The organism is Actinoplanes oblitus (genome assembly GCF_030252345.1).
Taxonomy (GTDB): domain Bacteria; phylum Actinomycetota; class Actinomycetes; order Mycobacteriales; family Micromonosporaceae; genus Actinoplanes; species Actinoplanes oblitus.
Window position 1 is genome coordinate 7485563 of record NZ_CP126980.1, and the last position, 16563, is coordinate 7502125.

General features: G+C 72.7%; 12 protein-coding genes. 7 read left to right on the plus strand and 5 right to left on the minus strand.

What is annotated here, in order from left to right; translation table 11 throughout:
* Positions 1-305 precede the first annotated feature (305 nt).
* A complete protein-coding gene (locus Actob_RS33290) occupies positions 306-2555 on the minus strand; it encodes a HelD family protein (protein ID WP_284915847.1) in 2250 nt (749 codons plus the stop codon).
* Between the two features lie 115 nt (positions 2556-2670).
* On the opposite strand from Actob_RS33290, the gene Actob_RS33295 reads away from it, so the two are divergent.
* Complete coding sequence (locus tag Actob_RS33295; protein ID WP_284915848.1) at positions 2671-3456, plus strand: MBL fold metallo-hydrolase; 786 nt, start codon at positions 2671-2673, stop codon at positions 3454-3456.
* Between the two features lie 42 nt (positions 3457-3498).
* Entirely contained in the window at positions 3499-4011 is a 513-nt protein-coding gene (locus Actob_RS33300) for a hypothetical protein (RefSeq protein WP_284915849.1), read from the plus strand.
* 94 nt (positions 4012-4105) lie between these two features.
* On the opposite strand, the gene Actob_RS33305 is transcribed toward Actob_RS33300, so the two are convergent.
* The 3 genes from Actob_RS33305 to Actob_RS33315 all read right to left on the minus strand — a co-directional run bounded on the left by Actob_RS33305 (position 4106) and on the right by Actob_RS33315 (position 6603).
* Positions 4106-5737: an alkaline phosphatase D family protein gene (locus tag Actob_RS33305; protein WP_284915850.1), complete on the minus strand. Its 1632-nt coding sequence runs from the start codon at positions 5735-5737 to the stop codon at positions 4106-4108.
* 99 nt (positions 5738-5836) lie between these two features.
* Positions 5837-6046 carry a hypothetical protein gene (locus Actob_RS33310; RefSeq protein WP_284915851.1) on the minus strand — a complete coding sequence of 70 codons (210 nt, stop codon included), beginning with the start codon at positions 6044-6046 and terminating at the stop codon, positions 5837-5839.
* A gap of 179 nt (positions 6047-6225) precedes the next feature.
* Positions 6226-6603 (minus strand): STAS domain-containing protein, encoded by a 378-nt coding sequence (locus Actob_RS33315; protein ID WP_284915852.1) that lies wholly within the window; start codon positions 6601-6603, stop codon positions 6226-6228.
* Between the two features lie 121 nt (positions 6604-6724).
* Between Actob_RS33315 and Actob_RS33320 the strand changes: the two genes are divergently transcribed.
* On the plus strand, positions 6725-7735 hold the full coding sequence (locus Actob_RS33320; RefSeq protein ID WP_284915853.1) for a hypothetical protein: 1011 nt from the start codon (positions 6725-6727) through the stop codon (positions 7733-7735).
* Here the strand turns inward: Actob_RS33320 and Actob_RS33325 are convergent.
* Positions 7719-7916: a hypothetical protein gene (locus Actob_RS33325; RefSeq protein ID WP_284915854.1), complete on the minus strand. Its 198-nt coding sequence runs from the start codon at positions 7914-7916 to the stop codon at positions 7719-7721. The two genes, Actob_RS33320 and Actob_RS33325, sit on opposite strands and share 17 nt — an antisense overlap.
* Positions 7917-8002: 86 nt before the next feature.
* Between Actob_RS33325 and Actob_RS33330 the strand changes: the two genes are divergently transcribed.
* The 4 genes from Actob_RS33330 to Actob_RS33345 are packed head-to-tail and all read left to right on the plus strand — an operon-like array spanning position 8003 to position 16025.
* Positions 8003-10339, plus strand: coding sequence for a putative bifunctional diguanylate cyclase/phosphodiesterase (locus tag Actob_RS33330; RefSeq protein WP_284915855.1), 2337 nt, complete (start codon positions 8003-8005; stop codon positions 10337-10339).
* Between the two features lie 37 nt (positions 10340-10376).
* Positions 10377-11261 (plus strand): sulfite exporter TauE/SafE family protein, encoded by an 885-nt coding sequence (locus tag Actob_RS33335; RefSeq protein ID WP_284915856.1) that lies wholly within the window; start codon positions 10377-10379, stop codon positions 11259-11261.
* A 59-nt stretch (positions 11262-11320) separates the two neighbouring features.
* The gene (locus tag Actob_RS33340; protein WP_284915857.1) at positions 11321-13552 is read left to right on the plus strand and encodes a diguanylate cyclase domain-containing protein; all 2232 of its coding nucleotides are present in this window, start codon (positions 11321-11323) and stop codon (positions 13550-13552) included.
* A gap of 58 nt (positions 13553-13610) precedes the next feature.
* On the plus strand, positions 13611-16025 hold the full coding sequence (locus tag Actob_RS33345) for a putative bifunctional diguanylate cyclase/phosphodiesterase (RefSeq protein WP_284915858.1): 2415 nt from the start codon (positions 13611-13613) through the stop codon (positions 16023-16025).
* Positions 16026-16563 lie beyond the last annotated feature (538 nt).

The following is a 16563-nucleotide window of genomic DNA, read 5'->3' on the forward strand; positions in this document are numbered from 1 at the left end:
GCGACAGACGTCTGCGCCGTACGCCAGGATCGAACCGAGCGGAAGGTCGGTCAAGCATGCGTATCCCCAACGCTATGGATGTGATCACGGTTGCCGCCGGGAGCCGGTCGCGGGGGATGCGGCGGTGGCCCACCCGGAAACGGGCAGGCGGAATCGGTCGTCACGTCGCATCCCCCCGTACCGATGCACAGCGACACCGGAACACTATGTCCACTGTCAATGGATTGCTAGACGCGAATCTTGATGACTGACCTGCGGCTTCGCGGGAAGTGTCACAGGGGCGCCGGTCCTGCCCGCCTCGGTGATCACTCGTGGTCGAGGGTGAAGACGCCGAGGCGCTGGGTGGGCCGGGTGAGGGCGACGTAGAGGTCGTTGGCGCCGCGCGGCGAGCCGGCCAGGATGCGGTCCGGGTCGACCACCACCACCGTGTCGAACTCCAGGCCCTTGGCCTGGGCGACGGTGAGCAGCACGGCCGGCTCCTCCAGGTCCGGCGACGGGCCGCCGGCCAGCTGCGGCAGGGCGGCGGTCAGGGTGGTCAGCAGGTCCGCCGGCACGATCACGGCCAGCCGTCCGTCGCCGACGGTGTCCTTTTCGTACGCCACCCGCGCCACCAGCTCGTCCAGCGATCCGGTCGCCTCCCAGGGCGGCACTCCGGTGGACCGGACCGGGCGGGGCGGGACGATCGCCGGGTCGGCCGCGGCCAGCCGGTCCCGGGTGTAGTCCATGATCTCCGCAGGGGTGCGGTAACTGACAGTCAGCTCGGCCAGCCGCCACCGGTCCGCCACGTACGGCGCGAGCACCTCCGCCCAGCCGTCCGGCGCGCCGAGGCTGCCGCTCTGCGCCAGGTCGCCGACCACCGTCATGGAGCGGCTCGGGCAGCGGCGCATCAGCAGGCGCCAGGCCATCGGCGAGAGTTCCTGCGCCTCGTCGACGATCACGTGGCCGAACACCCAGTCCCGGTCGGCGGCGGCGCGTTCGGCGGCGGTGCGGTGCTCCCGGTCGGCGAGGCGGTCGGCGAGCATGTCGGCCTGCATGATGTCGGCGATGTTCGGGATCGCCGCCTCGTCGTCGTCCTCCAGCTCGAAGGACTTGGAGCCGGCCGTGATGTCCAGCACGCCCTGAGCGTAGGAGAGCCGGATCGCGAGCTCCCGGCCGGCGGCGGCACGGGCCGCCCGGTCGTCGTCGCCGAGCAGTTCGGCGGCCTCGTCGAGCAGCGGGACGTCGGCGGGCGACCAGCCGGCGCCGGGCTCCCGGCGGAGCAGTTCCCGGTCGGCCGGGCCGAGCAGGCCGGACGCCACCTCCGGTGCCGCGTACAGACCGGTGAGCAGTTCGGCGGGGGTCAGCACCGGCCACAGCGCGTCCAGCGCGGCCCGGACCAGCGGGTTGCTGGCCAGGTCCGCGCGCAGGTCGGCCAGGTCTGCCTCGTCGAGCACGTTCGGCGAGGTGAGCGCGTCGTCGGCGCCGAGCGGGTCGTCCCAGAACGGATCGGCGCCGATCCGGTCGGCGACCTGACCGGCGAGCACGTCGAGGACCCCGGTCTCGAAGATCGGGCGGGCCAGGTTGTGGCGCGGGCCGGCGGCGCGGGCCCGCTGCCGGGCCGGCTCGCAGTCGGCAGCGGTGAGGCGCAGCACCTGCCCGTCGACCTCGATCTCGATCGGCTCGGCGGGGACCCGCTGCCGGTCCCGGACCGCCTCGGCCAGCACCTCGACCATCACGGCCCGGCCCTTGACCTCGGCGGTGGCCGGCGACTCCGGCCGGTGCGCGGGCAGGCCCGGGAAGAGGTCGCCCAGGGTGGCGAGCAGCACGCCGGTCTCGGCGAGCGACGGCAGCACCTGGGAGATGTAGCGCAGGAAGGTGGCGTTCGGCCCGATGATCAGGACGCCGCGGGCGGTGAGCTGCTCGCGGTAGGTGTAGAGCAGGTAGGCGGCGCGGTGCAGGGCGACGGCGGTCTTGCCGGTGCCGGGACCGCCCTGGACGACCAGGACGCCGCCCGGTTCGGCGCGGATCACCCGGTCCTGCTCGGCCTGGATGGTCTCGACGATGTCGCGCATCCGGCCGGTGCGGTTCGCGTCCAGGGCGGCGATCAGGGCCGCCTCGCCGACCAGGGCGCGGTCGCCGGCCCGGTCCAGGTCGAGGATCTCGTCGTTCAGCTCGACGACGGTACGCTCCCGGGTCCGGATGTGGCGGCGCACCGTCACGTCGTACGGGGTGATCGCGGTGGCCACGTAGAACGGGCGGGCGGCCGGCGCGCGCCAGTCGACCAGCAGCGGGTGGTCGGTGTCGTGGATGCCGATCCGGCCGATGTGCAGGCGGTCGCCGTCGCGCAGGTCCAGCCGGCCGAAGCAGAGGCCCTCCTCGACGGCTTCGTACTGGGCGAGGCGCTCGGCGTACCCGTAGGCGGCGACATCCCGCAGGGAGAGGGCCTCCTTGGTGCCGCCGCGGTGGCGCTGGGTCTCGGCGAGCCGCTGGCGGGCCTGCGCCCGCAACTCGTCGAGGCGGCCGTAGATCACGCTGAGGTGGGATTGTTCCTCGGCGAGACTTGACAGACTTGACACCGTGGGCCTCCGGACGTATTCTGATAGTGGTTCTTTCGGCCTGTTGCGCTCTCAGACGCGACAATCTGTCAGGCTAGCAGAGTTTCGGGCGCCCGTGTGCGGGTAGCCGCGCGGCATGACATCGCAGGCCACCGTCACCTTCGTCGGCAACGCCACCACGCTGCTCCGGCTCGGCGACTTCACGCTGCTCACCGACCCCGCCTTCGGCCACGCCGGCAGCCGGGTCCACCTGGGGTACGGCATGTGGACCCGCCGGCTCACCGACCCCGCCATGGCGTACGCGGACCTGCCGGCCCCGGATGCCGTCCTCCTCTCCCACCTGCACGGCGACCACTTCGACCGGGCCGCCCGCCGGACCGTCCCGCGCGACCTGCCGATCCTCACCACCCCGCAGGCCGGGCGCCGGCTGCGCCGGGGCTGGCCGGGCGTCCGGGGTCTGCCGGTCTGGGACGCCCACGAGTGGCGGCGGGCCGGGCAGACGTTGCGGGTCACCGCGCTGCCCGGCCGGCACGGTCCGGGCCTGTTCGACCGCCTGCTGCCGGACGTGATGGGCTCGCTGGTCGAGTGGGAGCGGGACGGCCAGCCGATGACCCGGCTCTACATCACCGGGGACACCCTGTACCGGCCGTTCCTCGGCGAGATCCGGGAACGCTGCGGTGAGATCGACGCCATGCTGCTGCACCTGGGCGGCACCCGGATCCTGGGCCTGCTGCTGACCATGGACGGCCGGCAGGGTGCCGCGCTGACCCGGCTGATCAACCCGCGGGTCGCCCTGCCGATCCACTACGACGACTACCGGGTGATGAAGTCGCCGCTGAGCGACTACCTGGTGCGCTGCCGGGAGGGCGTCCACCCGCTGGTCCGGGGCGAGACCTACGACCTGCCGCTCCGGGTGCGCTGAAACGTCCCCGGCACGGCCGGGCGGGCACTAGCGTCTCCGGTGATGATGTCGCGTCGGGGGCTGCTCTTGTACAGCGTGCTGTGCGGTGCCGGGGTGCTGTGGTCGGGCGTACTGGTGGTGACGCTCGCGCTCGGGCATCGGCCGGTGCACGCGGTGATCGCGGTGGGCATCGCGGCGCTGCTGACCGTGCCCGGGTTCGCGGCCGGGATCCTGGCGAACCGGCGCGCCTACCGCACCCAGCAGCCCCGGCGGCTGTGGAGCCTGGCGTCCTGGGTGCCGCCGCACGTGCCGGGCTGGGCGGCGTTCACCGCCGGGCTGGTCTTCTTCGGGTTCTGGCTGGCGATCGTGCTGGCCTTCGTACAGCTGGACGGCAACCCGCAGATCCGCGACGGGCAGTACGTGCTGGCCGACCACGACAAGATCGTCACGGTGTCCGAGCGGACCTACAACCGTCAGCTCGACCACGAGCAGCAGATCTCGCTGTCGGTGCTGGGCGCGTTCGCCGTCGGCGGCGCGTTCCTGTGCGCGGCCCGCGCCACCGACCACGAGACCTGACCGGGCTCGGGCACCACCCCACCCCCACCGAGGGGCGTACGCGCGGGCGACGATCACCCGCGCGTACACCGTCGGGTAGCCGAGCCGGGGCGCGTCAGCCGGCCGGCGCGCTCTCCTTGCGGATCTTCGAGGAGCCACGGCCGACCGACCAGCCCTGGACCCACTTCGCCGCGGTGTCCTTCCTGGTGCGGTCGGCCAGGTGGTACCAGTCCATCCGGCAGCGCGACCGGGTCACCTCGAGCACGCCGTACCCGTGCCCGTCGGTCTCCACCCACTTCACGTGCGGGTTGGTGGCCTTGATCAGGCCGGCGGCCAGCAGGCTGAGCGGGCCGCCGGCGGCGGTGCCGAGGTAGTCGTTGATGTTGTCACTGGTCACCGACGGCACGACGAACTCGGCGGCGGCCGGGTTGGCGGTACCGGTGTCCTTGGTGGTCAGCTCGTTGGCCCAGCTGGTGTGGATGTCGCCGGTCAGGAAGACGACGTCGGTGGTCCGGTGCGCGCGCAGCGTGTCGACCAGGCGCTCGCGGTCGGCGTTGTAGCCGTCCCACTGGTCGGCGTTGACCACGACGCCGTTCTGCGGGACCCCGATCAGCTCGCCGAGCGGGCCGAGCAGCCAGGCCGGCAGGGTCAGGACGTCCAGCCGGGAGATCATCACCGGGTTGCCGACGATCTTCCAGAGCGCCGTGGAGTTGATCAGGCCGTCGGTGAGCCAGGACAGCTGGTCCGCGCCGGCGATGGTCCGGTCCTGGTCGTCGACATCGCCGCCGCTCGCCTGCTCCGAGCGGTAGGTGCGCAGGTCCAGCATGGAGAGCTCGAACAGGTCGCCGTAGCGCAGCCGGCGGTAGATGTGCCCGTCGGCGGCCAGCCGCACCGGCATCCACTCGGCGTACGCCTGCCGGGCCGCCGCCACCCGCGCCGCGAAGTCGCCCTCGGTGCCCGGCGTGTGGTTCTCGGCACCGCCGCTCCACATGTCGTTGGCCACCTCGTGGTCGTCCCACGTGATGATCCACGGGACCGAGGCGTGCAGGGCCTTCAGGTCGGGGTCGGTCTTGTAGAGCGCGTGCCGCGTCCGGTAATCGGCCAGGGTCAGCGTCTCGTGCTCCGGGGCGGTCTTGCGGACCACCTTGCCGCCGGCGTCGAACTCGCCGGTGCCGTACTCGTAGATGTAGTCGCCCAGGTGGATCACCAGGTTGAGGTCGCCGCGCTCGGCCAGGTGCCGGTACGCCGCGAACCAGCCGGCCTCCCAGTTGGCGCAGCTCACCACGCCGGCCCGCAGCCGCGCGATGGCGTCGGTGGCGGCCGGGGCGGTCATCGTCCGGCCGGTCGGCGACCAGGCGCCGTCCAGGCCGAAGCGGTACCAGTACGTGGTGGCCGGGCTCAGCCCCCCGACGTCCACCTTCACCGTGTGGTCGCGGGCCGGCCCGGTGACGACGGTGCCGGACTGCACGACGGTGCCGAAACCGGCGTCGGTGGCCACCTGCCAGGCGACCTCCACCTGCGGGCCCACGCCGGAGGCCGGCACCGACTCGGGGGTGGGGGTGACCCGGGTCCACAGCAGGATGCCGCCGGGGAGCGGGTCGCCGGAGGCGATCCCGTGCTGGAAGACGGAGGAGCCGGCCGCCACGGCGGCCGAGGGCAGCGCGGCGGCGACAGCGCCGGCACCGGCGGACAGGCCGGCGAGGAGGACGGTACGGCGGTCAACCGCCGCGTTCGGGAGGACAGTCATGCGGTTCTCTCTAGCAGAGCCAGAGACTGACATGAATGCCCTCAGTCGGATGTTCGACGGCGCTTCACCGGGCGAGCCACTGGTTAACTCGCCGGTAGCTCAGGCGGCCCGGCCGAAGATCTCGACAGGCGCCGGCTCGCCGACGACCCGCGTCGCGGACGCCGCGAACGCCGCGGCCGCCTCGACGGCCTGTAACGCTATCGCCCGGCGCTCGCCGGGCTCGACACAGCGCGCCGCGGCCAGCTCGGCCCGCAGCAGCGACAACCTACTGAGACAGTCGTCCATCAGCGTCAGCATCTGGTCGTGCATGGAGAGCCCTCCGTATCCCCCGCACCCGGCCGCGTTGGTAACCCGACGTCGACTGTACGTTTACTTTTTGTTTTCTTGGGGACGAGCCCGTTAAATCTCGACGCTCGGGACAGGGCGTACCGGGAAATGGGAGCGTGCCCATCGGCGGCCCGCAGCGGGCAGCGTGCCGGTTGCCGGGGTCAGCTCAGCCCGGCCAGCGCCGCGTCGATCGTGTCGCCGGTGGCCGGGGTGTACAGGTGCTCGTCGCCGCGCGGGCACAGGCCGGTGGCCTCGAGCGCCTGCCGGACATGACCCTCGGCGTTGATCACCTGGTAGCCGTGGCCGCCGCGCAGCGCGCGGGTGTACCCGACCAGCAGGACCTCGATGCACTCGCTGCCGATCAGCTCCACCCCGGCCATGTCGACGACGACCCGGGCACCGCGTGCCCGGTCGAAGGCGTGCCGCAACTCCCGGCGCAGCTCGTTGCCGGACTTCTTGTCGAAACAGCCCCGCAGGTGCAGGAAGACGGTCGCCTCGGCCTTGCCGGAACGGTGGATCACACAGCGCACTTCGCCCATGCCACCGGTCTACCGGCCAGATGTGTACGGGCGACCAACGCGACGATAAGTCGGCGTCCGGGGAGCTGAGTGCTGTGTCACTGTGCGCTCCGGGCGTGGCCGGTACGTCTACCGTGTGGCCGTGGAGATCGAACTCTGGTCGGTGGTCGCCGAGCCGGAGGCGCTCGCCCTGGCCGGACCGGGGGCGACGCTGCTGGCCGGCACGGACGCCGCGTTCGCGGTCGGCCCGGACACCCTGGTGGTGATCGGCCGGTCGGACAGCGGCGCCGCGATGGTCCTCTCCGAGCCGTTCCCCGAGCTGGTCGAGGAACGGCTGGCCGGCGTGCTGCGCCCGGCCGTGCACGCGTTCGCCCGGCTGCCCGAGGGCTGCCTGGCGCTCGGCGTGGCGCAAGCCGCCGAGCTGAGCTACCGGCGCGGGGCGCTGCACGACATCCGGCTCAGCTTCGAGACGCCGATCCCGCCCGACCTGCTCGGCCAGGTGACGCCGGAGCTGGACTGGCTGGAGCCGGCCGGGCGCGACCCGATCGCCGCCATGGAGCGGTTCATCGCCGGCTGGTACGCCGGCGTCGCTCCGGTCCAGGACGTTCCCGCCGGTGCCGGCCCGGCCGCGCTACGGGCCTTCCACCGGGCCGCCGCCGGTCGCCCCGAGGTGTACGGCAGGTCCTGCCGGATCTTTCCCGAGCCGCTTCCCGGGCGCCCGGACGGGCTGCTCACTTTCGGTCAGGAGGGCGATGGGGTCTTCGCCCTGCTGATGGATCCGGAGGGCGACGACCCGCGGGTCTACTACGACGGGCTCAGCGACCGGCTGCTGCCCGAACGGGAACGGCTGGCCGGCTACCTGCTGCACGCCGCGCTGGTCCGGGCCGCGATGGACGGTCCGCTGGGCGGGATGGCGTTCGTCGACCGGCCGCAGGCCCGGCGGATCGTCGCCCCGCTGCGCCGGGTGCCGCTGCGGCCGATGCGCTGGCCGTCGCTGTTCACCAGGTGCTACGCCGGTCCCGGCATGGTGGTGGTGATCGGCGAGGACGACGCCGACTGGTACGAGATGTACGTCGGCGTCCGCCACCCCGGCCTGCTGCGCCGGCTGCGCAAGCTCGGCCTGGACTGGGAGTCGTTCACGGACGGCTCATGAGATCGTCCCGGGCCGCGGTGAGCTCGGCGATCGCGGCGCCCAGCGAGTCACCGCCGGGCCCGTCGCCGGCCAGTTCCCGGGCCACGGCGAGCAGCCGCAGCGTGTCGGTCATGGTGGCGGCGACCGAGCTCACCCGGCGGGTCAGGTCGTCGCGCAGCATCGCCAGCACAGGTTCGTCCATGGCCACCCTGATCGGCACGGCGGGCGGTGACTGAAGCAACCGGGCTTTCCCCTTCATCGTTCGCACCCGCGTCCGATGAAAGGACCATGCGCCTACCGACCCGTGTGCCGCGCCGGCTCGACGTCCCGTCCGCGGTGGTCGTCGGCCTGCTCGCGTTCGTGATCGGCTGGTTCGTGATCGGTCTCGGACACGTCTGGTCGCACCCGATCATCGGGTGGCTGCCGCTCCCGGTCATCGTGGCGAGCTTCGTGCGGGAGTGCTACCGCCTGGACCGGTGCACCGACCTGGACCGGGACACCCGCAAGTTCTGGGGCCGGCTCGGGGTGGCGGCCGCCGTGCTGATGGCCGGCGTCCTCAGCAGCATGCACGACGCGCTCGGCGGCCCGGTGCCGTCCCCGGCGTTCAGCCCCCGCACGCAGGCCCTGTACGGCGTGGTCGCGGCGATCATCCTATGGGCGCTGCTGCGGCTGCCGGCCTGGCAGCGTTCCCGCAGCGACTGGTTGCGGTTCGGCCTGGACACCGCGATCGTGCTGCTCACCGGCGGAGTACTGGCCTGGCACTGCTGGCTGAACCGGGCCGGCTTCGGCGACGGGCCGACCGCCACCCCGGCGGCGACCCTGGTGATCCTGGTGGTCGCCACCATCTCGCTGGTCGCCTTCCTCAAGGTGGCCTTCGCCGGGGCCGGGCGGCTCGACCGCGGAGCGCTCTACCTGCTCGCCGCCGGCGTCGCGCTGGCCGCCGCGACCGCCGGCATCGCCCCGCTGCTGACGGACCGGCCGTACCTGAGCACCACCGTGCTGGCGGCCCCGTTCTCGCAGGTCACCGGGGTGCTGGCGGCTCGCCGTCAGTGGCGGCGGCGTCACCTGGCGACCGCCGAGCGGCCCCGCGCGCGCCGGTTCAGCATCCTGCCGTACGTCGCTGTCGCCACGTTCTACGGCGCCCTGCTCGCGGTGGAGCTGCCGGAGGGCGGGCCGGACGTGGCGATCGCGCTGACCGCCACCGCGCTGACCGTCCTCGTGGTGATCCGGCAGATCAGCACGCTGCGGGACAACGCGCGGCTGCTGGACACCGTCGACGCGAGCCTGCGGCAGCTGCGGGCGTACCAGAAGGAGCTGGACCACCAGGTCACCCACGACCCGCTGACCGGGATCACCAACCGGCCGGCGTACGCCGGTCGTCTCGCCGCCCAGCTCGCCACCGGCGAGCCGGCCGTGGTCGTGCTGCTCGACCTGGACGACTTCAAGGTGGTCAACGACCGGCACGGGCACGAGACCGGCGACGCCCTGCTGCGCGCGATCAGCACCCGGCTGCGGCAGAGCCTGCGCCCGCGGGACACCGTGGCCCGGCTCGGCGGCGACGAGTTCACCCTGCTGCTTCCCGGCGCCGGCATGGACGAGGCCGAGGACCTGCTGAGCGGGCTGCTGGCCACGGTGCAGCAGCCGCTGATGCTGGACGGCCGGGAGATGGCGCCGCGGATCAGCGCCGGTGTCACCCTGAGCGTGCCCGGCGACTCGTCCGAGGAGCTGCTGCGCCGCGCGGACGTGGCGATGTACGCGGCGAAGAACGCCGGCGGCGGCCGGTGGACCTGGTTCGACCCGATCATGGACGCGCGGGCGGACACCGACGCCCGGCTCGGCGCCGACCTGCGCCAGGCCATCGCCCGCGACGAGCTGTTCCTGCTCTACCAGCCGATCGTCGAGCTGCCCACCGGGCGGCTCGCCGGGCTGGAGGCCCTGATCCGCTGGCGGCACCCCGAGCACGGCCTGGTCTCGCCCGCCGACTTCATCCCGCTCGCCGAGCGCAACGGGCAGATCATCGAGGTGGGCCGCTGGGTGCTGACTCAGGCGATGCGGCAGATCGCCGAGTGGCAGCGCGAGCACGGCGCGGCCGCACCGGCGAAGGTGTCGGTGAACGTCTCGGCCCGGCAGCTCAACGAGCCGGGTTTCCCGGAGGAGGTGGCCGCGCTGCTCGCCGCCACCGGGCTGGATCCGGCCCGGCTGGTGATCGAGGTGACCGAGACCGCGGTGCTCGGCACCGGCGCCGCCCTGGAGGCGGTCCGCCGGCTCGACGAGCTCGGCCTGCGGATCGCGCTGGACGACTTCGGGACCGGCCAGTCGTCGCTGAGCCTGCTCGTCGACACGCCGGTCAGCTGGCTGAAGGTGGACAAGTCGTTCGTCGACGGGGTGACCTCGGCGAGCCCGCATGCGGTGATCGTGGACGGGTTGATCGGGATCACCCGGGGCCTGCGGATCCAGGCGGTCGCCGAGGGGGTGGAGACCGCTGAGCAGGCCGAACGCCTGCACCAGGCGGGGTACCGATTCGCCCAGGGTTATCACTTCGCGCGCCCGCTGAGCGAAAGCGACGTGCTCCTCCTGCTGGCGCGTCCCAGCTCGCGAGAAACTCGACAATCTCAACTGATTTAGTAGACAAGGTGGGCGATCGTCGAGCAGACTTCCGCCCATGGATTTCACCATGGCGCTCGCCGGTCTCGGCGTCGGAATCGTCGTCGGCCTGACCGGCATGGGTGGCGGCGCGCTGATGACGCCGATCCTGGTGCTCTTCTTCGGCATCAACCCGGTCGCCGCGATCGGCAGCGACCTGGTCGCCAGCGCGATCATGAAGCCGTTCGGCGGCGCCGTGCACGCCCGCCGCGGCACGGTGAACTGGCCGCTGGTCGGCTGGCTGTGCGCCGGCAGCGTGCCCAGCGCCTTCCTCGGCGTGCTGCTGCTGCGCGCCTTCGGCGACGACGAGTCGCTCCAGCACGGCGTCAAGATCGCCCTGGGCGTGGCACTGCTGCTGGCCGTCGCCGGCATGCTGCTCAAGGCCTGGATCAGCCGGCGCGCCGCCGACGGACCGGCCCCGAAGATCACCGTCAAGCCGATCCCGACCCTGCTGGTCGGGGTCATGGGCGGCCTGGTGGTCGGGCTCACCTCGGTCGGCTCCGGCTCGCTGATCATCGTGGCGCTGCTCGCACTCTACCCGATGCTGCGCGCCAACGACCTGGTCGGCACCGACCTGGTCCAGGCGATCCCGCTGGTCGCCGCGGCCGCCCTCGGTCACCTGCTGTTCGGCGACATGAGCTGGGGCATCGCCGGCGCGGTGGTGCTCGGCTCGATCCCCGGCGTGCTGATCGGCTCCCGGATCTCCTCGCGGGCACCCGGCGGCCTGGTCCGGTCCGCGCTGATCATCGTGCTGCTGGCCAGCTCGCTCAAGCTGTTCGACCTGCCCACCCAGGTGGTCGGCATCGTGGCGGCCGGCGCGCTGGTGGTGGCGGTGGTCCTCGGGGTGACGAAGCCGTTCGGCAAGGCGCCCCAGCCGGCCGGGCGGGAGACCGTCTCGGTCTGACACTCATCTCGCCATCTCCCTCGCCGATCTGGGACAGGTCGGCGAGGGGAAGTGGTCGGATGAACGTGCGGCAGAAGCTGCTGGGCGGGTATCTCGTGGTGGCCCTGATGGTCGCGGCCACCGCCCTGATCGCCTGGTACACCGACCAGACCTCGGCCCGCCGCGCCGCCACCATCGAGGCCGCCCAGGTGGCCCGGGGCATCGGCAAGGACATCGTGTTCGGCCTGCCCGGCACGGTCGAGGGCGGCTCCCAGCCGCCGTTGTACTACAGCCCGGCGGCGTTGCGGCAGTACCTCACGCGGCTGCGGGAGACCCAGCACCGCAACGTGATCGCGATCGACTACGGGAAGTACGTCATCGGCGACACGAACCCGGCGAACGTCGGCGTGGTCTACCGGCACGACACCGGCGGCGAGGTGGCCCGCACCATCCGGGACGGCAGGTCCCGGGTCTTCGTGGAGAAGAGCGCCGAGCACCCGCAGGGCATCAAGCAGGTGGTGGTGCCGATGATCGGCCGCAACGGCGACGCCATCGGCGCGGTGATCGTCGAGTACACCCCGCTCTACCAGCAGATGATGTCCGGCGCACGGGACGCCCAGACCGTCCTGTTCAGCACCGCGGCCATCGCGTTCGTGGTGGTGCTGCTGGTCGGCTGGGTGCTCGCCACCTCACTGACCCGCCGGATCACCAAGCTCACCACGGCGGTCGGCGTGATCGGCGCCGGTGACTACACGCACCGGCTGCCGATCACCACGGACAGCGACGAGATCGCCCGGCTGGCGCTGGCCGTCAACGCGATGGCCGAGCAGCTCGACCGGTCCGCCCGGGAGATCCTGGCCAAGGAGTACACCGACAGCATCCTGGCCAACGCCGGCGAGGGCATCTGCGGGCTGGACGCCGGCGGCCGGATCGCGTTCGCCAACGCGGCCGCCGGGCGGATCACCGGGCTCGGCGTGGCCGGTCTGCTGCGGCGGGACGCCACGGTGCTGCTGCCGGAATCGCTCGGCCTGGAACCCGGCACCACCGAGGGCCGCCTGCAGCGTCCGGACGGTTCCACAGTACGGGTGGAGTACACCGTCAGCGAGATCGAGAAAGCAGGTCGCCGGATCGGCGCGGTGATCGTGCTGCGCGACGTCAGCCGGCAGCGCGCCCTCGAATACGACCTGCGCCACCAGGCCCTGCACGACGCGCTCACCGGCCTGCCCAACCGCAAGCTGCTGCTGAGCCGGCTGGCCGAGGCGCACCGGCGGGCCCGCGCCGGCGGTGCCCCGCTCGCCGTGCTCTACCTGGACCTGGACGGGTTCAAGCGGGTCAACGACACGCTCGGGCACGACGCCGGCGACCTGCTGCTGCAGGCCGCCGCCCAGCGCCTGACCGGGGCGCTGCGCGCCGGCGACACCGTGGCCCGGCTCGGCGGCGACGAGTTCGCCGTGCTGCTCGACGACGCCGACCCGGCCACCGCCGAACGTCTCGCCCAGGCCTGCCGGGACACGCTGGCCCAGCCGTTCGCGCTGCACAACCGGGAGGGCCGGGTCTCGGTGAGCATCGGCGTGGTGCCCGACGCGGCCCGGTACGCCGACGCCGACGAGGTGCTGCGCAACGCCGACGTGGCCATGTACGCGGCCAAGGGACAGGGCAAGAACCGCTGGCTGCTGTTCGAGGACCGGATGCACGAGCAACTGGTGTGCCGCCTCGACCAGGAGTCCCGGCTGCGCGCCGCGGCGCACCGGGGCGAGTTGCTGCTGCACCTGCAGCCGGTGACCGGCGGGCCGGACGGCCGGCTGGCCGGGGTCGAGGCCATGGCCTGCTGGCAGGACCCGGAGCAGGGGCTGCGGACGCCCGGCTCGTTCCGCCCGCTCGCCGAGCAGACCGGCACGATCGTGGAGATCGACCGGTGGGTGCTGCGGGAGGCCTGCCAGGCGGTCGGGCAGTGGCAGATCGAGGACCCGGCCACCGCGCCGGCCTGGGTGGCTGTCACCCTCTCCGCCGCGTCCCTGGCCGAGGCGGACCTGACCGACCAGGTCGCCCACGCCCTGACCGCGACCGGTCTGGCCGCCGGCAACCTGGTGCTGCAGCTGACCGAGACGATGGTGACCCGCGACCTGGCCCGGGCCACGGCCCGCCTCGGCGAGCTGCGCGAGCTGGGTGTGCGGATCGCCATCGGGGTCACCGAGGCGGCCCGGCTGGACCTGCTGACCCTGCCGGGTGGTGACCTCGCCCAGGGCTACCACCTGGGACAACCGACGCCGGCCGCCGCGCTCCGCACCCGGATCGCCGCACCGGCCGCTTAGCTCTCATCTTCCGGCCGGTCGTGCCGATCTTTAACAGGTCGGTGGAAGTGAGGGTCGGATGAGCGTACGCCGGAAGCTCCTGGCCGGTTACCTGGTGGTGGCCTGCCTGGTGGCCGCCACCGCGGCCACCGCGTGGCTCACCGACATGTCGTCGGCGCGCCGGGCCGCGGCCCTGGAGGCGGCCCAGGTGGCCCGGGGCATCGGCAAGGACATCACCATCGGGCTGCCGGTCGACAACCCGGGCGAGATCACCTTTCCGCTGTACAACAGCCCGACCTCGCTGGCGAACTACATCAACCGGCTGCACGGGAGCCAGCACCGGGACATCGTCGCGGTGGACATCGGCAAGACCATCCTGGGCGACGCCGTACCGGAGAACGTCGGCTCGGTCTTCGACCACGACACCGGCAACGAGGTCGGCCGGACGATCGCCGACGGCAAGTCCCGGACCTTCGTGGAGACCAGCGCCGACTACCCGGCCGGGATCAAGCAGGTGGTGGTGCGGATGGAGGGAGCCGGCCACCAGACCCTCGGTGCCGTCATCCTGGAGTACACCCCGCTCTACGACCAGATGATGGAGTCCGCCCGGCGCGCCCAGTTCATCATCCTCGGCGCCGCCACTGCCGCCTTCCTGCTGGTCCTGATCCTCGGCTGGGTCCTGGCCGGCTCGCTCACCCGGCGGATCACCGCGCTCACCACGGCGGCCGGCGTGATCGGCACCGGCGACTACACGCACCGGCTGCCCGGCATCGGACCGGCCGACGAGATCGGCCGGCTGGGCCAGGCCTTCAACGCGATGGCCGAGCAACTCGACCAGTCCGCCCGGGAGATCCTGGCCAAGGAGTACACCGACAGCATCCTGGCCAACGCCGGCGAGGGCATCTGCGGGCTGGACCCGGACGGCCGGATCACCTTCGCCAACGCCGCCGCCGGGCGGATCACCGGCCTCGGGATCGGCGGGCTGCTCCACCGGGAGGTGTCCGTCCTGCTGCCGGAGGTCGGCGACGAGCTGAGCCCGGGCACCCGCGAGGTGTCCCTGCAACGGCCGGACGGGACGAGTGTCCGGGTCGAGTACACGGCCAGCCAGATCCAGAAGGCCGGGCGTACGCTCGGCGCGGTCATCGTGCTGCGCGACGTCAGCCGGCAGCGGGCTCTCGAACACGACCTGCGGCACCAGGCCCTGCACGACGGCCTGACCAATCTGCCCAACCGCAAGCTGCTGCTGGACCGGCTGGAGCACGCGCTCACCAGGTCCCGGGCCACCGGCGAGCCGCTCGCGGTGCTCTACCTGGACCTGGACGGCTTCAAGCGGGTCAACGACAGCCTCGGGCACAACGCCGGCGACATGCTGCTGCGCACCGCGGCCGAGCGGCTGACCGGCGCCCTGCGCCCGCTGGACACCGTGGCGCGGCTGGGCGGCGACGAGTTCGCCGTGCTGCTGGAGGACGCCGACCGGGCGACAGTCGAGCGGCTGGCCCGCGCCTGCCTGGACGCCCTCTCCCGGCCGTTCCTGATCCACAACCGGGAGGCGCTGGTCTCGGTGAGCATCGGCGTGGTGCCCGACGCGGCCGGTTACGCCGACGCCGACGAGGTGCTGCGCAACGCCGACGTGGCCATGTACGCGGCCAAGGAGCAGGGCAAGAACCGCTTCCTGACCTTCGAGACGCAGATGCACGAGCAGCTGCTGAACCGCCTGGACCAGGAGGCCCGGCTGCGCGACGCGGTGCGCCGCGGCGAGCTGCGGCTGCACCTGCAGCCGGTGGTCGGCGTGGCGGGCGGGCGGATGGCCGGCGCCGAGGCACTGGTCCGCTGGCAGGACCCGGAACAGGGGCTGCGGATGCCGGGCTCGTTCATCCCCCTCGCCGAGGAGACCGGCACGATCGTCGACATCGACCGCTGGGTGCTGCTGGAGGCGTGCCGGGCGGTCAAGCGCTGGCAGGACGAGGATCCGGCCACCGCGCCGGCCTGGGTCAGCGTCAACCTCTCCGCCGCGCACCTGGAGGTGCCGGACCTGACCGACCAGGTGGCCCACGCCCTGTCCAGCACCGGCCTCTCGCCGCACTGCCTGGTGCTGGAGCTGACCGAGACGGTGCTGATGCGCGACCTCGCGGTGACCGCGGCCCGCCTCGACGAGCTGCGCGAACTCGGTGTGAAGATCGCCATCGACGACTTCGGGACCGGGTACTCCTCGCTCGGCTACCTGCGCGACATCCCGGTCGACGTGCTCAAGATCGACCGCTCGTTCATCGACGGGCTGGTCGGCAACGGCCGCCAGCAGGAGCTGGTGAACGCGGTGATCCAGCTCGGTCACACGCTCGGGCTGCGGGTGGTGGCCGAGGGCGTCGAGGAGGCGTCTCAGCTGTCCCTGCTGACCGTGATGGGCTGCAAGTTCGCCCAGGGTTACCACCTGGGCCGGCCGGAGCCGGCCGCTGATCTCTACAGCCGCCTCGCCACCCCGGCCCTGCACGGCTGAGGCCGCTCAACCCTTTCCGGTACGCCCACCGCCCCGCACCCGCCCCGCCCGGCCCAACCATCCCTGCCCGGCCCAGCCAGTCCCGCCCTGCCCGGCCCAGCCAGCCCCGCCCTGCCCAGCCAGCCCCGCCCGGCCCAGCCGCCCCCGCCCGGCCCAGCCAGTCCCGCCCGGCCGGCCTCACCCGGTCCGGCCGGCCCCGTCGGCAGCCGGGTCTCGCGTCCACTCTCGCGACGTCCGCCTGGCGCAAGCACACCCCCGCGCCCCATTCCTCAGCTGGCACCCACGGTGGTCTCACCAACCCGGACACCACCACCACGACCAGCCAAGCACTGCGGCTGGCAGCCACGGTGGTCTCACGGGCGCGGAGACCACCACCAGGACCAGCCACGAACCGGCAGCTGGCACCCACGGTGGTCTCACGAACCCCGAAACGACCGCCACGACCAGCCGAGCACTGCGGCTGGCGCCCACGGTGGTCTCACGAGCCCCAAGACCACCACCACGACCAGCCGCGAACTAGGGGCTGGCAACCACGGTG

Excerpts from the sequence above, each read along its gene's own strand:
- Actob_RS33295 (WP_284915848.1), top strand. The coding sequence starts at position 2,671 with ATGACATCGCAGGCCACCGTCACCTTCGTCGGCAACGCCACCACGCTG.
- Actob_RS33300 (WP_284915849.1), top strand. The coding sequence starts at position 3,499 with ATGATGTCGCGTCGGGGGCTGCTCTTGTACAGCGTGCTGTGCGGTGCC.
- Actob_RS33305 (WP_284915850.1), bottom strand. The coding sequence starts at position 5,737 with ATGACTGTCCTCCCGAACGCGGCGGTTGACCGCCGTACCGTCCTCCTC.
- Actob_RS33310 (WP_284915851.1), bottom strand. The coding sequence starts at position 6,046 with ATGCACGACCAGATGCTGACGCTGATGGACGACTGTCTCAGTAGGTTG.
- Actob_RS33315 (WP_284915852.1), bottom strand. The coding sequence starts at position 6,603 with ATGGGCGAAGTGCGCTGTGTGATCCACCGTTCCGGCAAGGCCGAGGCG.
- Actob_RS33325 (WP_284915854.1), bottom strand. The coding sequence starts at position 7,916 with ATGGACGAACCTGTGCTGGCGATGCTGCGCGACGACCTGACCCGCCGG.
- Actob_RS33330 (WP_284915855.1), top strand. The coding sequence starts at position 8,003 with ATGCGCCTACCGACCCGTGTGCCGCGCCGGCTCGACGTCCCGTCCGCG.
- Actob_RS33335 (WP_284915856.1), top strand. The coding sequence starts at position 10,377 with ATGGATTTCACCATGGCGCTCGCCGGTCTCGGCGTCGGAATCGTCGTC.
- Actob_RS33340 (WP_284915857.1), top strand. The coding sequence starts at position 11,321 with ATGAACGTGCGGCAGAAGCTGCTGGGCGGGTATCTCGTGGTGGCCCTG.
- Actob_RS33345 (WP_284915858.1), top strand. The coding sequence starts at position 13,611 with ATGAGCGTACGCCGGAAGCTCCTGGCCGGTTACCTGGTGGTGGCCTGC.